This is a genomic window from Riemerella anatipestifer (genome assembly GCF_035666175.1).
In the GTDB taxonomy this organism is placed as follows: domain Bacteria; phylum Bacteroidota; class Bacteroidia; order Flavobacteriales; family Weeksellaceae; genus Riemerella; species Riemerella anatipestifer_D.
Map to the genome: position 1 here is coordinate 1,820,033 of NZ_CP142016.1, position 18,891 is coordinate 1,838,923.

Annotated in this window: 17 protein-coding genes and 1 tRNA gene; 11 read left to right on the forward strand and 7 right to left on the reverse strand. The window is 33.8% G+C overall.

Annotation, left to right across the window (positions count from 1 at the left end; all coding sequences use genetic code 11):
- The first annotated feature begins 114 nt into the window (after window positions 1–114).
- Together VIX88_RS08900 and VIX88_RS08905 are read left to right on the forward strand one after the other, a co-directional pair.
- A complete protein-coding gene (locus tag VIX88_RS08900) occupies window positions 115–1,263 on the forward strand; it encodes a hypothetical protein (protein ID WP_064970496.1) in 1,149 nt (382 codons plus the stop codon).
- A gap of 6 nt (window positions 1,264–1,269) precedes the next feature.
- Window positions 1,270–1,842 carry a hypothetical protein gene (locus VIX88_RS08905; RefSeq protein WP_064970497.1) on the forward strand — a complete coding sequence of 191 codons (573 nt, stop codon included), beginning with the start codon at window positions 1,270–1,272 and terminating at the stop codon, window positions 1,840–1,842.
- Here the strand turns inward: VIX88_RS08905 and VIX88_RS08910 are convergent.
- From VIX88_RS08910 to VIX88_RS08930, 5 genes are all read right to left on the reverse strand, one after another.
- Window positions 1,806–2,366 (reverse strand): 5-formyltetrahydrofolate cyclo-ligase, encoded by a 561-nt coding sequence (locus VIX88_RS08910; protein ID WP_064970498.1) that lies wholly within the window; start codon window positions 2,364–2,366, stop codon window positions 1,806–1,808. The two genes, VIX88_RS08905 and VIX88_RS08910, sit on opposite strands and share 37 nt — an antisense overlap.
- 3 nt (window positions 2,367–2,369) lie before the next feature.
- Entirely contained in the window at window positions 2,370–2,600 is a 231-nt protein-coding gene (locus VIX88_RS08915; RefSeq protein ID WP_004917220.1) for a ferredoxin, read from the reverse strand.
- Window positions 2,601–2,618: 18 nt separating this feature from the next.
- Entirely contained in the window at window positions 2,619–3,863 is a 1,245-nt protein-coding gene (locus tag VIX88_RS08920) for a peptidase U32 family protein (protein ID WP_310503722.1), read from the reverse strand.
- Window positions 3,864–4,002: 139 nt separating this feature from the next.
- A complete protein-coding gene (locus VIX88_RS08925; RefSeq protein WP_064970500.1) occupies window positions 4,003–5,532 on the reverse strand; it encodes a Do family serine endopeptidase in 1,530 nt (509 codons plus the stop codon).
- 203 nt (window positions 5,533–5,735) lie between these two features.
- Window positions 5,736–6,479 (reverse strand): glycosyltransferase family 2 protein, encoded by a 744-nt coding sequence (locus tag VIX88_RS08930; protein WP_214193768.1) that lies wholly within the window; start codon window positions 6,477–6,479, stop codon window positions 5,736–5,738.
- A 190-nt stretch (window positions 6,480–6,669) separates the two neighbouring features.
- Between VIX88_RS08930 and leuS the strand changes: the two genes are divergently transcribed.
- The 9 genes from leuS (at window position 6,670) to VIX88_RS08975 (ending at window position 16,565) form a co-directional block, all read left to right on the forward strand.
- The gene (gene leuS / locus VIX88_RS08935) at window positions 6,670–9,501 is read left to right on the forward strand and encodes a leucine--tRNA ligase (protein ID WP_064970502.1); all 2,832 of its coding nucleotides are present in this window, start codon (window positions 6,670–6,672) and stop codon (window positions 9,499–9,501) included.
- A gap of 266 nt (window positions 9,502–9,767) precedes the next feature.
- Window positions 9,768–10,634: a MotA/TolQ/ExbB proton channel family protein gene (locus VIX88_RS08940; protein WP_064970503.1), complete on the forward strand. Its 867-nt coding sequence runs from the start codon at window positions 9,768–9,770 to the stop codon at window positions 10,632–10,634.
- Between the two features lie 103 nt (window positions 10,635–10,737).
- Window positions 10,738–11,340 (forward strand): ExbD/TolR family protein, encoded by a 603-nt coding sequence (locus VIX88_RS08945; RefSeq protein ID WP_004917229.1) that lies wholly within the window; start codon window positions 10,738–10,740, stop codon window positions 11,338–11,340.
- A 7-nt stretch (window positions 11,341–11,347) separates the two neighbouring features.
- Window positions 11,348–11,896, forward strand: a complete 549-nt coding sequence (locus tag VIX88_RS08950) for an ExbD/TolR family protein (protein WP_064970504.1) — start codon at window positions 11,348–11,350, stop codon at window positions 11,894–11,896.
- A 27-nt stretch (window positions 11,897–11,923) separates the two neighbouring features.
- The gene (locus VIX88_RS08955; RefSeq protein WP_064970505.1) at window positions 11,924–12,769 is read left to right on the forward strand and encodes an energy transducer TonB; all 846 of its coding nucleotides are present in this window, start codon (window positions 11,924–11,926) and stop codon (window positions 12,767–12,769) included.
- 250 nt (window positions 12,770–13,019) lie between these two features.
- Window positions 13,020–13,892 carry a PstS family phosphate ABC transporter substrate-binding protein gene (locus VIX88_RS08960; RefSeq protein ID WP_064970507.1) on the forward strand — a complete coding sequence of 291 codons (873 nt, stop codon included), beginning with the start codon at window positions 13,020–13,022 and terminating at the stop codon, window positions 13,890–13,892.
- A gap of 86 nt (window positions 13,893–13,978) precedes the next feature.
- The gene (locus tag VIX88_RS08965) at window positions 13,979–15,637 is read left to right on the forward strand and encodes a tetratricopeptide repeat protein (RefSeq protein WP_064970508.1); all 1,659 of its coding nucleotides are present in this window, start codon (window positions 13,979–13,981) and stop codon (window positions 15,635–15,637) included.
- A gap of 97 nt (window positions 15,638–15,734) precedes the next feature.
- Entirely contained in the window at window positions 15,735–16,454 is a 720-nt protein-coding gene (gene bshB1 / locus VIX88_RS08970; protein ID WP_064970509.1) for a bacillithiol biosynthesis deacetylase BshB1, read from the forward strand.
- A 37-nt stretch (window positions 16,455–16,491) separates the two neighbouring features.
- Window positions 16,492–16,565, forward strand: a tRNA-His gene (locus VIX88_RS08975).
- Between the two features lie 57 nt (window positions 16,566–16,622).
- Here the strand turns inward: VIX88_RS08975 and VIX88_RS08980 are convergent.
- Entirely contained in the window at window positions 16,623–16,961 is a 339-nt protein-coding gene (locus tag VIX88_RS08980) for a DUF3276 family protein (RefSeq protein ID WP_064970510.1), read from the reverse strand.
- Window positions 16,962–17,151: 190 nt separating this feature from the next.
- Window positions 17,152–18,816: an ABC transporter ATP-binding protein gene (locus VIX88_RS08985; protein ID WP_064970511.1), complete on the reverse strand. Its 1,665-nt coding sequence runs from the start codon at window positions 18,814–18,816 to the stop codon at window positions 17,152–17,154.
- Between the last annotated feature and the right edge of the window lie 75 nt (window positions 18,817–18,891).

The following is an 18,891-nucleotide window of genomic DNA, read 5'->3' on the forward strand; positions in this document are numbered from 1 at the left end:
AAAGATATGGTGGGAAATAAATTTGTGCTAGAAAAATTATTGTAATATCTTTGTAAAATAGTTTTGCAAATAAATATTTTTGTAAATCAGTGGTTTAAGTTAAATTTTTGAAATTTGTCAGATTTAGATTTACTGCACTTTGAACAGCTTAAAGCGGAAGTTCAAGAGGTTTTTTTAGAGTCTCATACACCTTCGGAGGAAGATATATCCTTATGGAAGGGAATTGATATTGTTTATTTTCAAGAAGATTTAAGAAAGAAGGTAAAAGGAAATATTAGTGAACGCTCTTTTTATACTTATTTTAAGAGTTCTCCTACACAGAAATTACCAAGAATAGATATGCTTAATCTTCTTTCTAGCTATGCGGGTTATGCTAATTGGTATGATTTTAAGAAAAATCATTTATTTGCTAATGAAATTCTTAGTGAGATAGATGAAAGTAATGAGGAAGTATTCCAAAATGGTATTGATGAGTCAGTTTTAGATAATCAACAGGAACAAGAAAAATCAATAAATTCTAATGAAATTATTGATGGTGTTGATGAAGGTAAAAATAGTATTTTGCAAAAAAGTAATTCTGATTTAGAGGTAGTTGTTGAAAATGATGAGGTGTTGAAAAATAATAGTAGAGCTTTAAAATTTACTAAATCTTCTTATGTTTGGATTTCGGCAACACTTATACTTTTATTAGTTCTTGTGGGAATTATTTTTTCAGACTTAATCTTGACCAAAAAGTATTCGTTTAAGTTTATTGATGCGGATAGAAATACAAGTATTAACGACTATCTTGATGTTAAAATCATAAAAGAAGGTGAGTCTCCTATTTTGCATAAGGTAAAGCCGAATGATATTTTAACATATACTACAAAATCAAAATCTCTCATGATGATAATATCTTCTCCTTATTATAAGACAGATACTATTGTGAGAAACTTGGAGAATGCTCTTACTTATCCGGAATATGAAACTATAGAGTTAAAGCCTGATGACTATGCTATTATGCTAAACTATTACTCCAAAAAGGCAGATGAAGATGTTAATAAGAAGAGGGAAAGATTAAGTAGACTTATTAGTAATGGTGCTTTAATTTATCAAGTATTTGATAATGAAACTTATGGTGTGGAAATTTTAGAGAAAGATAGATATATTACTTTAATGACAACGCCAACAACTTCTCTTAAAAATTTAGAAATTATAGGGACTCAAATGAAGAATGGTAAAATAGTGATGATAAAATTTAGAATTACAAACGACGAAAAGTAAACACTTATGAAAATATTTAAAAACTTATTATTCATTCTAATAGCATTGATGATTTTATCCTGTGAAAAGAAGGAGGAAATCAGTGATTTAGATAAAGTGAGAAATACAACTAATGCTACTTCTTATCCTGTTGCTAAGATGGATAGTGCGCAAGCTATAAATGCTATTACTAAGCAAAAAGTTCAGGAGGTTATGGATTTGTCTATTCTCTATTTGTCTGGTAATAGAAATACGGATATAGACTCTACAATCCATACGCAGCTACTTAAATATTTTGCAACTCCTGACACTCTTAAGCTAAAACCTCTGTTTAAAGAATTAGAAAGTCTAAGAGTTAAGACAGTTAAGGTACAAAATTTAGAAATTAAGAAAAGAAATAGTGAAAAAGATACGCTGAATCAGGCAGTGGTTAAGGTAGAATATTTTGATAATAAAAAATCCTCAATAGGGATTTATGAAAGAAATGTGCAATATATTCTAAAGCCTTTCCCTGAGAAGTTTAAGAAAGAGTTTAAGTTTTATTTTCTCAATTTTTACACTCCTCAGAAAGATAGTATCTCCGAAGGTGTAATAAGGTAATCTAACGAAATATCTTCGTTTCTTAAATCGTCTATATTTTCTAAAGGTGAAAAAAAGTTTACTCCTATTTTTTTTGTAGTGGAAGGCATAGTCCTGAAAAGTTCGTCATAGAAGCCTTTTCCATAGCCTACTCGGTTGCCTTTATCATCACAATAGAGTAGAGGTGTGACGATGTAATCAAAGTGAGTTATATTAGCTGGTGTGTTTTCAGAAGGTTCTAATATCCCCCATTTGTTTTCAGATAGCTGAGTGTTTTCTTTCAGTTCAATAGCTATCATTTCAGTATCTATAATTTTTGGAACAAATACATTTATTTTTTTTGAAAAACAAGACTCTATAAGAGGTAAAGTATTAACTTCCTTAAATTTTTTTATAGGAATAAAACAGTGAATGTTTTGGTTTTCAGTAGGGTTGAATTGTAAAAAGAATAAATGAGCTATTTTTTTTGATAGCTCATTTATAGTATTTTCAGGAAGTTGTTTTCTTTTTTCTAGATAAACTTTTCTAAGTTCCGCTTTGGTCATAAGTTAGATTTCTTTTACAGAAATTATTTTTACAGGACACGCCTTAGCTGCCTTATCGCAAGGTTCAAAAGCTTCTGGTAGAGGCACTTTTATTGTGTGAAATCCTTTTTTATCGGTAGATTTTAACAGAACAGACTTACCATCTTTCTTTGACATTCTAAAGTATTCTGGAGCAAACTCCGCACAGTAGTTGCACCCGATACATTTATCTCGTTGTAGTGTAACAATAACCATTAGGCAACCACTTTATTATTAGGCTTTAACAATTTTATATAGCTTGTCACTAGGTCTTACACGGAAGTCAGTTTTGAATGTGATGACCTCACTTTTAGTAGCTTTTTCGCTAATGCCTTTTCCGTCCACCATCATTTCGGTGATTTCTAATTCTTGAGAACCTGTGGTAGGTCCTTGGATTAAAACTTTATCGCCCACATTCAAATCGTATGCTTCTATTAAAAACTCAGCAATGTTAGACTTTGGATAATAATGTCTGCCTTTACCTATGTAAAGTTTCTTTTGTGTGGCATTAGAACCTGGATTTGGAGACCATTCTCCTAGCTCTTGTCCTAAATAGTAACCACTCCAAAAGCCTCTATTATAAACGGTTTCTAGCTGTCTCATCCATTCTGCTACTTTCTCTTGAGAAAAAGAGCCGTCTTCTATACTGTCTATGGCTTCTCTATAGCACTTGGTTACGGTGGCTACATATTCGGGAGCACGCCCTCTGCCCTCTATTTTTAGAACTTTAACTCCTGCATCTACAATTTGGTCTAAGAAATTGATGGTGCATAAGTCTTTAGGAGACATCATATACTCGTTGTCAAGCTCTATTTCAAAACCGCTTTCTTGGTCTATTACAGTATATTTTTTTCGGCAATTTTGTTTACAAGCCCCACGGTTAGCAGAAGAATTATGTGAATGTAGGCTTAGATAACACTTCCCAGAAACTGCCATACATAAAGCTCCGTGTCCAAATATTTCTATTTCTACTAAATTTCCAGAAGGACCTTTAATTTGCTCTTTTTCTATTTGAGTACAAATCTTTTTTACTTGGCTGATGCTAAGCTCTCTACTCATTACCATAGTGTCTGCAAACATTGCATAGAATTTTACAGTTTCTATATTGGTAATGTTAATTTGAGTAGAAATATGCACCTCCATACCAATTTGTCTTGCGTAAGCTATCACTGCCTGATCCATAGCAATAACAGCGGTAAGGTTGGCTTCTTTTGCCTTGTCTAAAAGGGTTTTTATGATTGATAAATCATGATCATAAATAATAGTGTTGAGGGTGAGGTATGTTCTTACACCTTTCTCTTGGCATCTTCTGCTAATTTCAGGTAAGTCGTCTATGGTAAAATTCATAGAAGCTCTAGCTCTCATATTAAGCTGTTCTACACCGAAATAGATAGAATCTGCACCATTATCTAAAGCTGCCTGAAGAGAAGTGAAATCTCCTGCAGGACACATTAGTTCTATTTTTCCGCTTTTAGTCATTGAATCAAAAAAATTTTTGCAAAGATAGAAATTTTTATAATAGGCTATTAAGTTCTATCGTTGTGGTATAAATATTAAAAATCCCTCCTTTCTATTAGGAAAAGAGGGAGAATAAGGATTAGTTAAATGGTTTTTCTATCTAAGGCATATTAAATCCTCTACTAGTTAAACGTCCATAAACATCTAAATATTTTATAGAGACAATACCCTTGTAGTTTTCTAAAATATTTTCTATATCTTTTTGAGAATTAACAGGTTTTCCATTAACCTCTGTAATGATATAGTTGTTATCAATACCTGTTTTGCTAGCAAGAAGACTGTTTTCGTCTACATCTGTAACTACTACACCGCTTCTAAGACCGTAATAGACTTTGTTTTCATCACTTAAAGGTTGGAATTTAGCTCCTAGCTTTTCAACGACAGTAAGGTCGGCTTTAGTTCTAGTTTTTGTATTTCCACTTTGGTCTTTTAATGTGGCTCTTACAGTTTTAGTTCTTCCGTCTCTTAGGTAAGTTACAATTACGGTATCTCCAGGTCTCTTACTACCAATCGCTAGAGAAAGGTCTGCAAAATCAGTAATTTTACTATCGTCTATTTGAATGATTATGTCTCCTTTTTTGAGACCAGCGTCCTCCGCTCCACTATTATTGGAGATTTCTGTAACGTAGATTCCGTTTCCTGATTTTAAGTTGCTTTTAGTCTGTTGGTTGTACATTTTTACTTGTGTCTCGTCAGATAAATCTAATGAACCAATTCCTAGGAAACCTCTTTGTACTATTCCGAACTTCTTAATGTCTTCTACAACTTTTCTTGCTAAGTTAGACGGAACAGCGAAACCATATCCTTCATAATATCCAGATGATGAGGAAATAGCAGAATTAATACCCACTAAGTCTCCGCTAAGATTTACTAAAGCTCCACCGCTATTACCTCTGTTGATTACAGCATCTGTTTGTATGAAACTTTCAATTGGGGTTTTGGACTGTTGTCTTAGAAGGTCAATGCTTCTTCCCTTTGCAGAAACGATACCAGCAGTTACGGTAGAATTAAGTCCTAGAGGATTTCCTACGGCTACCACCCATTGTCCTACTTCTAACAAATCTGAGTTGGCGAAGTTAAGATAAGGTAGTCCGCTATCTTCTATTTTTAATAGTGCAATGTCGGTAGAAGGGTCACTTCCTATAAGTTTAGCCACATAAGTTTTTTTGTTGCTTAGGGTTACTTCTAGTTTACTAGCTCCCGCTACCACGTGATTGTTAGAAATGATGTATCCGTCGGGAGAGATAATCACCCCAGAACCTAGACCAGTAGGCATATCTTGTGGTGCTTGCTGTTGTTGTCTTTGTCTTTGGTTTTGACTTCTGTTGAATGGGTCGCCAAAGAAAAAGTCAAGTAGGTCTTGCTCAGAGCTTCTAGAAGTTCTGGTATTGTTTTGATAATTTTTTATGGTTACCACGGCAGGTACTGTAGTTTTGGCTGCTTTTACGAAATCATCTCCTAAAGCGGCAGCATTAAGTCCTGCAAACTGACTGTCATTTTTAGCAGTATGGAAATACGAAGAGTCAGCAATGTTATCATTTTTAAAATATTCAATAGTTCCAAAAGTAGTTGCTGCAGAAACTACACCTACGGCAGCTAGAGGTATGAGTTTTTTTAGATTATTTTTCATTTTATTTATTTTTATAAATTTAAAGTGTACTAAACAAATACTATGCAAAAATACTCTAAACCGTTCTTAATTTGTAATCTTTTCGCCTGTATTTAACTAATTTTTAACTATAATTATGTGTTTTTAATGAAAATAACGGAATTATATTTTTTATAATGTTAAATTTTTATGACAAAATTTCCGTTTTGATTGTTTTAGTTAAATCATTTAGAGTATTTTAAAAAGCCATTAAAAGCCCAATGTGCCGTATAGTAGAGTGATTTTAAAGTAGAAAAATTCATAAAGTCTTTATAAACTAGATATTGGTCTTTGATAATATTGCTCTTTTTCCTAGAAACACTGTTGCTATGCATACGATATTTTGCCATTGTTTTAGGGAGTGGCTTTCCTTGCGGAATTTTCTTTAACAGGTTAAGCCACATAACATGGTCTTCTCTTTTAGAGCCTTCGGGGAAGAATTCTTTGCCCACTCTTTGGCTATCGTACATAGAGGATAGTAGAGAAAGTCTGCAGGTTTTTAGTAGGTTATTGAATGTTACTATTTTGTCAGCCTTAAAGTCTTCTATGGTGGGCGTCATATTTTCATCACATCTAGCATAGTTAGAGTAAGCAAGTTCTGCATTTTCTCTTTTCATAAAGGATACCATTTCTTCAAGAAAATTAGTTTCCCATAAATCGTCAGCATCTAGGAAGGTAATATATCTGCCTGTTGCTAGTTCTAGTGCTAGGTTTCTAGCCTTTCCTGCTCCACCGTTTTGTTTAGATTCTATCAGTTTTATTCTTGGGTCGTTAATCTGTTTTATAATCTCTACTGAATTATCCTTGGAGTTATCGTCAGAAATAATCCACTCCCAATTTGTAAAGGTTTGATTGAGCACAGAGTTTATAGTTTCTTTTAAAAACTTAGAAGCATTGTAACAAGGCGTTATAATAGAGACTTCGGGCATAACCTACTTTTTAATTTTTGCAAAGATAAGTAAAGATAAGGGAGTTTTAAATTGCCTTTTTTGGAGTAAATTCAAATTATTTGTTAATGATACAATTAAAAATATTAATTGAAAAATCGTTATTTCTATTTCAAACTATTAAATTTGTGGTTTGTTTAACTAATTTGTAACCTTTAATTCTTCTAGAAGAATGTTTTATAATCATCAAGAAATAGAAAAGAAATGGCAAAAATATTGGGAAGATAACCAAGTTTTTAAAAGCCAAGAGCCGAAGTCAGGTGTTGAAAAAAATAAGCCGAAATTTTATGTGCTAGATATGTTCCCTTATCCTTCTGGGGCGGGTCTTCACGTGGGGCATCCACTGGGGTATATAGCATCGGATATTTATGCAAGATATAAGAGGCATCAGGGTTATAATGTACTTCATCCCATAGGTTATGACTCTTTTGGACTTCCAGCGGAACAATACGCTATACAGACAGGGCAGCACCCTGCGGTAACTACGGAAAATAATATCACTAGGTATGAAGAGCAATTGAGAAAAATTGGGTTTTCATTTGATTGGAGTAGAGAGTTGAGAACATCAGACACTTCTTATTATAAATGGACTCAATGGATTTTCATTCAGTTGTTTCATTCGTGGTATAATAAAGATAGGGATAGAGCAGAGTCTATTGATACTCTTATAGCTCAATTTGAAACTAAGGGTACCGAAGGGCTTAATGCGGTGCAAACCGATGAATTATCATTTACATCAGAAGAGTGGAATTCAGCATCGGAGCAAGATAAACAAGATATACTTTTAAATTATAGATTAGCCTACCGTGCAGAAACTACGGTTAATTGGTGTCCTGCATTGGGAACGGTTTTAGCTAATGATGAAGTAAAAGACGGTAAATCCGAAAGAGGGGGGTATCCTGTCTTTCAGAAAAAAATGATGCAGTGGAGTATGAGGATTACGGCATACTCTGAAAGATTATTACAAGGATTGAATACCTTAGATTGGCCACAGCCTCTTAAAGATTCTCAAGAGTATTGGATTGGGAAATCTCAAGGGGCATTAGTTCAGTTTTCTATAGATGGTTTAGAAGGAGAGAGTGTAGAAGTCTTTACTACTCGTCCAGATACTATTTTTGGAGTGAGCTTTATGGTGTTAGCGCCAGAACATCATTTGGTGGAAAAGCTAACAACAGAAGAACAAAAAAATGCTATAAATCAGTATATAGAAGAAACCTCTAAAAAGACGGAAAGAGATAGGATGGCAGATGTAAAGTCTGTATCTGGAGCTTTTACGGGGGGCTATGTAATTCATCCGTTTACCAAAGAACTTATACCTATATATATATCAGACTATGTGCTTATGGGTTACGGTACGGGTGCGGTAATGGCAGTGCCTGCACACGATGATAGAGACCACAGGTTTGCAAAGCATTTTGGTTTACCAATTAAGAAAGTTGTAGCCACAGATGTAGATGTTCAAGAAGAGTCTTTTGATTCTAAAGAAAGCACTTGTGTTAATTCTGAGTTTTTAGATGGATTAAATTACAAAGATGCAAAACAAAAAATTATACAAGAAATAGAAAAGCTAGGCATAGGTAAAGGTACTACAAATTATAGACAGAGAGATGCTATCTTCTCTAGACAAAGATATTGGGGAGAGCCAGTGCCTATCTATTATAAAGAGGATATGCCATATACTTTACCGTTGTCTGCTTTACCACTTGAGTTGCCAGAGGTAGAGAAATATTTACCTACCGAAGATGGAGACCCACCGTTAGGAAATGCAAAAACTTTCGCTTGGGACGAGGTTAATCAGAAAGTAACCTCTGTAGATTTAATTGATAATAAAACGGTATTTCCAATGGAGCTATCTACGATGCCGGGTTGGGCAGGTAGCTCGTGGTATTTCTTAAGATATATGGATTCTACTAATGATGAAGTTTTTTGTGTTAAAGAAAAATCGGACTATTGGGGGCAGGTAGATTTATATATAGGTGGAAGCGAACATGCTACAGGGCATTTATTATATGCACGTTTTTGGAATATGTTCTTAAAAGATAGAGGTTTTATCAGTCACGAAGAACCATTCCAAAAGCTAATCAACCAAGGAATGATTTTGGGAATGAGTGCCTTTGTCTTTCGAGTAGATGGGACGAATCAATTTGTTTCTAAAAACTTGGCGAAAGATTATCAAACCCCAAAAATTCATGTAGATGTTTCTTTATTAAAAGGAACTAGCGATGAATTAGATACTGAAGCCTTCAAACAATGGCGACCAGAATTCAAAGACGCAGAGTTTATCTTGGAAGAGGGTAAATACATCACAGAGCGAGAGGTAGAAAAAATGTCCAAGTCTAAATATAATGTAGTAAATCCAGACGACATCTGCGAAGAATACGGTGCAGATTGCTTAAGACTTTACGAAATGTTCCTTGGTCCTTTAGAACAAAGTAAACCTTGGAATACACAAGGGCTTTCAGGAGTTTATGGCTTTCTAAAGAAGTTTTACAATCTTTACTTTGATGGCGATGAGGTCAATATATCAGACGAAGAACCAACTAAAGAGGAGTACAAAGTGCTACATACTTTAATAAAGAAAGTAAAATTTGATATAGATAACTTCTCATTTAATACTTCTGTGTCTTCGTTTATGATAGCAGTCAACGAATTGCAAAAGTTGAAAACTAATAAAAGACAGATTTTGGAGCCACTGGCAGTGATTGTATCTCCTTATGCTCCTCATATTTGTGAAGAGTTGTGGCAATTATTAGGATATAATGAATCTATTGAGTTTGTAGAGTTTCCTGCTCTTAATGAAGAGTATCTAAAAGAAGACGAAATAGAGTATCCAGTGAGCTTTAATGGTAAAATGAGATTTAAATTACCTCTTTCTGCAGATTTATCTAAGGAGGAAATTGAGAAAATAGCAATAGAAAATGATAAAGTATTACAGTATTTAGACGGTAATAGTATCAAAAAAATCATTGTAGTACCTAAAAAAATCATCAATATTGTATTCTAAATAGAGTAAAAATAAGTTTTTTAATAAAAATTTAACACTTGCTAAATCGAAAAAAATAAGGTCTGTTTTTTCTTATGAGTTAATCAAAAGTGGGTGTATAAATGAAATAATGATAAAAATCAGGAAAAAAAGTAAATCTAATTTAAGAAAGCAGAAGGTCTAGAATGTCAAAAAAACACCATGTTTAAAGATAATATTTGGATTTTTCAATATTTTAACTTTACTTTACAGCCTGAAAAAAATAACAATTATAATTTTAGTTTAATATGGAAATGAATGTTTCAAACACAGAGGAGCAAGTAATTGCTAGACAGAAGAGTGGGCTTAACCCAGCTGTAGTACTACCTATTTTGTATGTAATTGCGTTAAGTATTTACATCTTTATATTAGGTAACCCAGGTAACTTTAAAGAAGATGCAAGGATTGCAGGACAAGCGTCTGTAGCTTTTGCAGATATACCATCTAAGGAGTTGCATCCAGAGTCTTTCATGGGGATTATCTACATGGGAGGTCCAGTGGTACATATCCTAATTTTATTTATGATTACAGTAATCGTTTTCTCTTTTGAGCGTTTCTTCGTTATTAAAAAGGCTCAAGGAAAAGGAAATCTTGACAAATTTGTACTTGAAATAAGAGGTCTTCTTAATCAGAATAAAATTGATGAAGCTATTGAGAAGTGTGATGCTCAACAAGGTTCTGTAGGTAATGTAGTGAAAGAAGGACTAGTTACATATAAGGCATTGGCTAACGATAGCTCTATGGATAAAGAGAAGAAAATGGTTGCATTAACTAAAGCTTTAGAAGAAGCTACAACATTAGAGATGCCTATGTTAGAGAAAAATATGATGATTCTTTCTACATTAGGTACAGTAGCAACATTAGTAGCACTTTTAGGTACGGTAATAGGTATGATTAAGGCGTTCTTCGCTTTAGGTTCTGGTGGTGGTACTCCAGATGCTGCGGCTTTATCTATTGGTATCTCAGAAGCCTTGATTAACACGGCTTTAGGTATCGGTACATCAGCTATTGCAATTATCCTTTACAACTTCTTTACATCTAAGATAGACGGATTAACTTATAAGATAGACGAGATTGGTATGTCTATTCAGCAGTCTTTTGCTGAGTTCAACTAATAAGTTAGATTCTGAAAAAAGAAATTTAGAGCTTCTGCTAAACAATAATTTTAGCGAAGCTCTAATAAAAAAGAAGTTTAATAAATAAAAAAGAGTTAATAATATGGCGAGAGTCAAACCAAAAAGACATGGTGTAGTAACGGATATGACAGCGATGTGTGATGTTGCGTTCCTACTACTTACCTTCTTTATCTTGACTACACAGTTTAAAAAGCCTGATGTAGAGCAGATAAAACCGCCATCTTCTATATCTGAAAAGTTGTTACCAGATGCCAGTCTAATGACGGTAAATGTAACACCAGATGGAAAATTTTACTTCCAACCTGTGGAAAACGGAACTGAAAGAATTCAGCTTCTAGACAACATGGGGCAGAAGTACGGACTTTCTTTTACCGATAAGGAAAAAGTAGCGTTCACAAAAGTGCAAGCAATAGGTGTGCCTATGACACAGTTGAAAAGTTACTTAAACTTATCAGAAGATGAGCAGAAAGCGTTTAAGAGTCCTACGGGAATACCTATGGACAGTACAAATAAACAAGTTATTGATTGGGTAGAGCAGAGTTTAAAAATAAACCCTGACTATAAGTTAGCCATCAAAGGAGATGGTAATACAAACTATCCAAAAGTAAAAGATTTATTTGAAGGACTGAGAGATATTGAGTTTTACAAGTTTTGGTTAATCACTACCCAAGAGGGAGGTAAATAGAATAGAAATGGCAGAAGTACAAGTACAGGATAAGGGCGAAAAGGGCGGCAAAGTCCGTTCCAAGAAGCAGTCCACTAGAGTGGATATGACTCCGATGGTAGACTTAGGTTTTCTACTCATTACATTCTTTATGTTTACCACTACTTTTAGTAAACCAAATGTGATGGATTTAGGTCTTCCTGCGAAACCTAAGAAAGATGCTCCTAAACCACCTCCTACGGAGATTGATTTGAGCAACTCTATGTCTTTGATTATAGGTAAGGATAATAAGATTTTTTATCATCAAACGGATAAAGATGGTCTTAATGAAGGTACACTTCAGGAGACAACCTATGATAAAGATGGGATTACAAAAGTAATAGAAGATGCTAAGAAGAGGGCTAAAGATGTAACTAAATTTACAGTTATTATCAAGCCAACGGATGATGCAGTGTACAAGAATTTTGTAGATGTTCTTGACGAAATGGCTGTCACCAAAAGTGAGCAATATGGGGTAACCGATATTAAAGACTGGGAAAAAGCTGTTTATGAGAAGAAAGTAGGAACTGCAAAATAATATTAACCCTTAAAATTCATATTTTATATGTCAAATGAAAATTTAGGGTACAATCCAAGTTTGGATGAGATTGTATTTGAAAACAGAAATAAGGCCTATGGTGCTTATGATTTAAGACAGAGCTATAAGAGTATTCTTACAAGGTCTATGATTATAGGTACTACTTTGTTCTGTTTAGCTGCGGCTACTCCGTTTATTGTTATGAAAATTAAACAGTTAACGGCTCCGCCTAAACAAGAAGTAGAGGCTAATCTTATAGAAATTCTTCCAGAAGAAGAACAGATTATAGAACAACCTAAAGAGGAGGAACCACCTCCACCACCTCCACCGAAGGTAGAAGAGGAAAAGGTTGAAATTATTCAGAATGTGGTTCCTGAGCCGGTAAAAGCTCCTAAAGTGGAAACTCCACCGCCACCAATATCTAAACAGTTAGAAACTACTACAGGTTTAGTAAATCAAGAGGGTGTTAAAAAACCGTCTTATTCACCACCACCGCCACCACCTTCTACAGGAAAAGGAACAACGGTAGAGGTAAAGCCTCAAGTGAGTACTACTGAAGTATATACAACGGTAGACCAAGAAGCGGAGTTCTCAGGCGGAGGTCTTAACGGATTTAGAAGTGCTTTCCAAGAATCTTTTGATACTTCGGTAATGGAAGGTGATGAAGGTACTTTAAAAGCTGAGGTTACTTTCGTGGTAGAGAGAGATGGTTCGCTTTCTCAGGTAAAAGTTACAGGTTCTAATTCTACATTTAACAGAGAGGCAGAAAGAGCTGTAAAATCTATTAGAAAGAAATGGACCCCTGGTAAAGTAAATGGGGAGCCAGTTCGTTCAAGATTTAGAATGCCAGTGGCAATGAATTTTGAGTATTAAAATTCTGTTAAAATTATTATAAGAGAAGCTTTAAGGCTTCTCTTTTTTGTTATATTTGTTGCTATGTTTAATTATTTATCTATTTTGGCAGGTGTTATGTACCTTACTTTAGGTGTTGTGGTACTAGTGTATAAATTTTTTGTAATTCAGTTAGATGATTATGTTGCCTATCCGTTAGGTATTTTGATGATAATTTATGGTGTCTTTAGAGTCATTAGAGCAATCCATAACATAAAAGAAAGTAAAAAAGATGTATAAAAAGAGAGTAGTTTACTTCTTATTTCTTCTTATTTCTTTATTCTCTTGTAAGAAGGGTAAAGAGGCAGAAAACCCTCAAAAAGGAGAAATTCAGGTGGTGGCAGACCCTTCGTTTAAAAATGTAACGGAGGCTTTGGCAGAAAGATATATGGCGTTCTATCCAGAGGCTAAGCTAGATGTTGTTTATAAAAAAGAAGATTCGGCTTTTATAGACTTGCTGGACGGTAATGCTAGAGTGATAGTGATGTCTAGAGAGCTTACAAAAAAAGAAAAAGAAGTTTATAAAGAAAAGGTGGATTTGGAATATAATCCAGCTAAATTTGCGGGAGATGCGGTAGTATTTGTTGTTCCTAAAAATTCAAGTAGAGAGCATATCAAAGTTTCTGAAATTAAAGAAATGCTTAACTCTGATGATAAGAACCTCATATTTGATGGAGCTAATGCAAGTAATCTTAATTTTATAGCACAGAAATTTCAGGTTAAACCTTCGGCTTTAAAGTATTCTATTATTAAAGGGAATGAAAATATTGTAAACAGTATAGATAAATTTAATAATAAAATAGGGGTTATAAGTCTTAATACGATAAGCAGAGAGTTTTCTCCAGAAGCTATAGCGTTAAGAGAGAAAGTGAAAGTACTACCAGTAATGGATGATAAAGGTAAAATATATAAGCCTGAACTTTCAAATATAAGGAATATGGAGTATCCGTTCTCAAGGATTCTTTACTTCTTGACAAATGAAGGTTTTTTTGGAGTGGGAAACGGATTTATAAGATTTTCTTGTACTCAAATAGGTCAAATAGTGGTTTCTAAGCAGGGGTTACAGCCTTACAATATCTATAAAAGAGAAGTTCAAATGAGATAAAATTCTTATATTAGCAACTCTTTACTTTAAAAATGGCTTGATAGTTGTTTATAATAAAGTAAGCCAAATTATAAATAACCTTAAAAATGAAAAATATAAAAATGACAAAGAAAATGGTATTAGGTGCTGCAGCCGCTTTTATGTTCGGTTTTGCAGGTGCACAAACAGTAGAAGAAGGTCTCCAGAATATGGATGCTCATAAATATGCAAAAGCTAAAGAGGTGTTCAATCAGTTACTTCAGAAATCTCCTTCTGCGGAAAATTATTTTTATTTAGGAAACATTTACTTAACTCAATACGAACCTAATTTTGATAAAGCTAAAGAATACTTTGATAAAGGTTTGGCTTTAGATAAAAAAGCATATTTAGATAGAATAGGCTTGGCTTCTATTAAGTTAGGAAAGGGAAATAAATCTGCAATTAACGAAATACAGGAAATTGTAAATGATTCTAAAGGAAAAGATCCTGAGGTATTATTTAGAGCAGGTGAGGCTCTTACAATGTTTGAGAATAATAATGCTCCAGATTTAGCTGTAGAATTTATTAGCCAGGCTATAGAAAAAGCAGAAAAGAAAGGTAATGTGCCTGCTAATTATTATTATTCTTTAGGCGATGCTTATCGTCTTAAAAAAGATGCTGGTAAAGCGATGTCTGCTTATGATAAAGCAGCGGTAGTAGCTAGAAATAAAGCATCTGTATTTACTAGAATGGCGACTTTGTGGATGGCTGCTAATCAGTGGCAATTAGCAACGGATAACCTTAACAAAGCTATAGCGGTAGACCCTACCTATGCTCCAGCATATAAGGCTCTTGCTAATTATAACATCAGATATCAAAAGCATGATGCGGCGGCAAGTAATTTGTTGAATTATCTTAAATATGCTGATGAAGACCCTGTAACGATGTTAGAGGTATCCAAGCTTTATTTTGCAAATGGAAACTATACAGAATCTAGAGAAGTTTTAGATAAGGTTTTTAATAAAGTTGAAGATGTTATTAAGTACAAGCTCAATGCTTATCTTTTATATGGAGAGCAAAAGTATGATGAGGCTAAACAAAATCTAGATACATTTATTTCTAAGGCAGATGTGTCTAGAGTACTGCCTGCAGACCAAGGTTTATTAGGGTTAATCTACGCAGGGCAATCCCAAAAAGCACAGGATGAGTCAACAAAGGCTAATCTTATGAAAATGTCTAGCGAAAAAATAGCAATCGCGAAGGCAGCAAAAGATGAAACTATGCAATGGGATGCAGAGTTGGCTAAAATTATGGCAGGAGGAGTTGATCTTAAAAAAGCAGCAGAAGCAGGTCCTACTAATCCAGAAATAGAAGCATTGAAGAAAACCGTTGCTGCAGACCCTAAAAATACAGACAATATTTATAAGTTAGCGATGGCTTATCAAGAGGCTAAAAACTGGAATGGGGCAGCTTATACTTGGCAGAACATGATAGATTTAATTCCTGACTGGGCTCCAGCTTATTATAGCCAAGGGTATGCGTATCAACAAGCGGGTAATAATGAGTTAGCTAAAGTTTCTTATCAGACTTATATAGATAATATGAATAAGAAACCTGCAGAGGAACAAATGCAAGGTAAAGAAACCCTTTCTTATGCTTATTTCGCAGTAGCTTATTTAGAAAAAGATAAAAATAAAGAGAAGGCTAAAGAATACGCATTGAAATCTGTTCAGCTAAATCCTGAGTATAAAGATGCTCAAAATTTATTGAAATTACTTAGCCAATAATTAGTGTTTTTTAATATTTAATTGATTATAAATAAGAGTTTCTTAATTTATTAAGAAGCTCTTATTTTTTTAGAATAAAAAACCTTATATTTGTAATATGAAAGTAGATATTTTAGCCATTGGAGCACATCCTGATGATGTTGAGCTAGGGTGCGGTGGAACTTTAGCCAAGTTTATTTCTCAAGGTAAAAAAGTAGCGATAGTAGATTTAACAGAAGGAGAATTAGGTACGAGAGGGACAAATGAAACTAGAGCAAAAGAAGCTAAAAGAGCGTCAAATATTTTAGGAGTTGTGGCACGAGAAAATTTGGGTATGAAAGATGGTTTTCTTAGTAATACAGAGGAGTATCAAATGCGTATTGTAAAGATGGTGAGGAAATATCAGCCTGAAATTATTTTTGCAAATGCAATAGATGACCGTCATCCAGATCATGCAAAAGCGGCTAAATTGGTTTCAGATGCTTGTTTTTTATCAGGTCTTATTAAAATTGAAACGGTGGATGCTGGTGAAACTCAGCCAGTGTGGAGACCTAAGCATATCTTTAACTATATACAATGGAAGTCTATAAAGCCTGATTTTGTGGTAGATATATCTGATTTTATGGATAAAAAGATTGAGGCTTGTTTAGCATACGAAACGCAATTTTATAATCCTAATTCGGAAGAACCAATGACTCCAATCTCTACTAAAGATTTTCTAGAAAGTCTTACTTATAGAGCTCAGGATTTAGGGAGGTTGTCTGGAGTGTCTTACGCGGAAGGATTTACTTCTGAAAAACTGATAGCTTTTAAAAATTTTGATTCAATAATTTTGTAAATAGATAAAATATTTCTATATTTGCACCCACAAAATGGTGATTGTAGCTCAGTTGGTTAGAGCGTCAGATTGTGGTCCTGAAGGTCGCCGGTTCGATCCCGGTCAGTCACCCTAACAAAAAACATCTACATAAGTAGATGTTTTTTTGTTTTTATGAAGTTTATATTTTTAAATCTCTTCGTGGTTGTCTAAGGTGTAATTTCTTCCTTTGAAATCTTTATCGTGTTTTTCAGAGATTACATCCTCTCCTTTTTCACTAATAATAAACTCTGACGCTTCATCAAACATTTCAGAAAAGTTTTTGAAATCCTCTTTATAAAGGTAAATCTTATGCTTTTCGAATGTGGCCTCGCCTCCGTCTTGGAAGTGTTTCTTACTTTCGGTAATGGTAAGATAATAGTCTCCTGCTTTCGTCTCACGAACATCAAAGAAATAGGTTCTTCTTCCTGCTTTTAACACTCTAGTGAAAATTTCATTTTCATTTCGTTTTTCCTTGTAATCACTCATTTCATCTATTTTTTAGAAATCTTAGGTAACAAATATAAAATAAATCTGCTAATCATCAAAGGATTATTTAAAAACTTTAATTTTATGTTTTACTTTTTGTTAATCAGTATTTTATGTGTTTTTGTATCTACTTTTATAAAGTTTTTTCTCTTTTTTGAGAGTGTCAAAAAGTAACATAAGATATTGAAAATTAGTTGCTCGGGGAAAGATGTAATGTGTGATGTGCATTTTTAGCACTAGATGTACGATGGGTGATAATGATTCTGGTACACTCCGTTTCTAGGTTTTCTAGATTTTTTAGAATGTTTTCTTCAGTTTCTGTGTCTAGTGCAGAAAGGCTATCATCAAATATAAGTATGGTAGGCTTCTTTATAAGGGCTCTAGCGATGCAAATTCTTTGTTTTTGCCCTCCAGATAGCATTACACCTCTTTCTCCTACCATAGTTTGATATTGGTCTTTAAATTCAATGATATTTTTATGAATATCGGCTTTTTTAGCGTATTCTTCAACGGTTTCTATGCTGGGATTGTCTATGGCAAAGCCTATATTATTCTCGATGGTGTCAGAAAACAAGTAACTTTCTTGTGGAATGTAGCCTAAAGCATTTCTGTAAACCTCTAGATTGTGTTCTTTTAAATTGATACCATCTATGAAAATATCTCCTTCGTCTGGGTCTATCAATCGGCAAAGAAGAAGAGCTATGGTGGATTTTCCTGTGCCTGTTTTCCCCATAATGGCAAGAGATTCTCCTGCTTTTATTTTAAAGCTAATATTATTTAGTGCTTTAATACCCGTATTAGGGTATGTGTAACTCACATTACGAAATTCTATATCTCCTTTTATACTATAATGATTTTTATTTTTATTAGTAATCTCAGATTTTTTGTCAAGGAACTCATTAAGTCTTTGCATAGAGGCGGCAGCTCTTTGGTTTACTGAGGTTACCCAGCCTACTAGAGAAAAAGGCCATATAAGGATATTGATATACATAAAGAAATCTGCAATGGCACCTATGCTCATTTCTCCTTTTATGTATTTTTGTCCTCCAATGTATAGTATAATAATATTGAGTAAACCAATGACTAGTAATATTATCGTGAAAAAATAGGCTTCTGTTTTGGCAAGATCTAGAGCTTTTTCTTGATAATGTTTTACCTTAGTATTGTGATTCTGTTGAATGTACTTTTCCTTATTGAAAAACTTTATGACTCTAATACCAGAAAAGCTGTCCTGTACAAATGTAGAAATAGCAGATTGGCTTTTCTGCATGATTTTAGACTTTTTATTGATAATAGAACTTACTTTATAAATAGTGAATGAAAGTATAGGTAAGGGAAGAAGAGTCCAAAGAGTCATTTGTAGATTAGTTTGGAACATATATACACTTGTGATAATGAGTAGTATCACCAAGTTGATGACATACATAATCCCAGGACCTAGATACATTCTTACTGCAACGACATCTTCACTTAGTCGATTAAGCAAATCTCCTATAGTGGTAGATTTGTATTGAGTTAAAGATAATTTTTCATACTGTTGGTAGATATTATTTTTTAGCTCATATTCTATTTTTCTAGACGCCACAATAATGGTTTGTCTCATCATAAATCTAAATATGCCAGACAGTACAGAGGCTCCTATGATGATATTTCCGTTAATTAAAAGTGTGCGAAAAAGAACCTCTTGGGTAGTGTCTTTTTGAGATATGACCTCTTGAATAATATCCACAGTTTTGCCTATAAACTGAATTTGGTAGATGGCAAAAAAGTTACTTGCTATAATGAAAAAAATCCCCCAAGAAAGAAGTTTCTTGTGTTTCCAAAAATAAGGGTTAAGTGTTTTTAGTGAGCTCATTTATGTAGCAAAAATAGAGAAAAATGATGATAAATATTTTGTGTGAAACTTATTTTTAAAGATAAAATATGACAT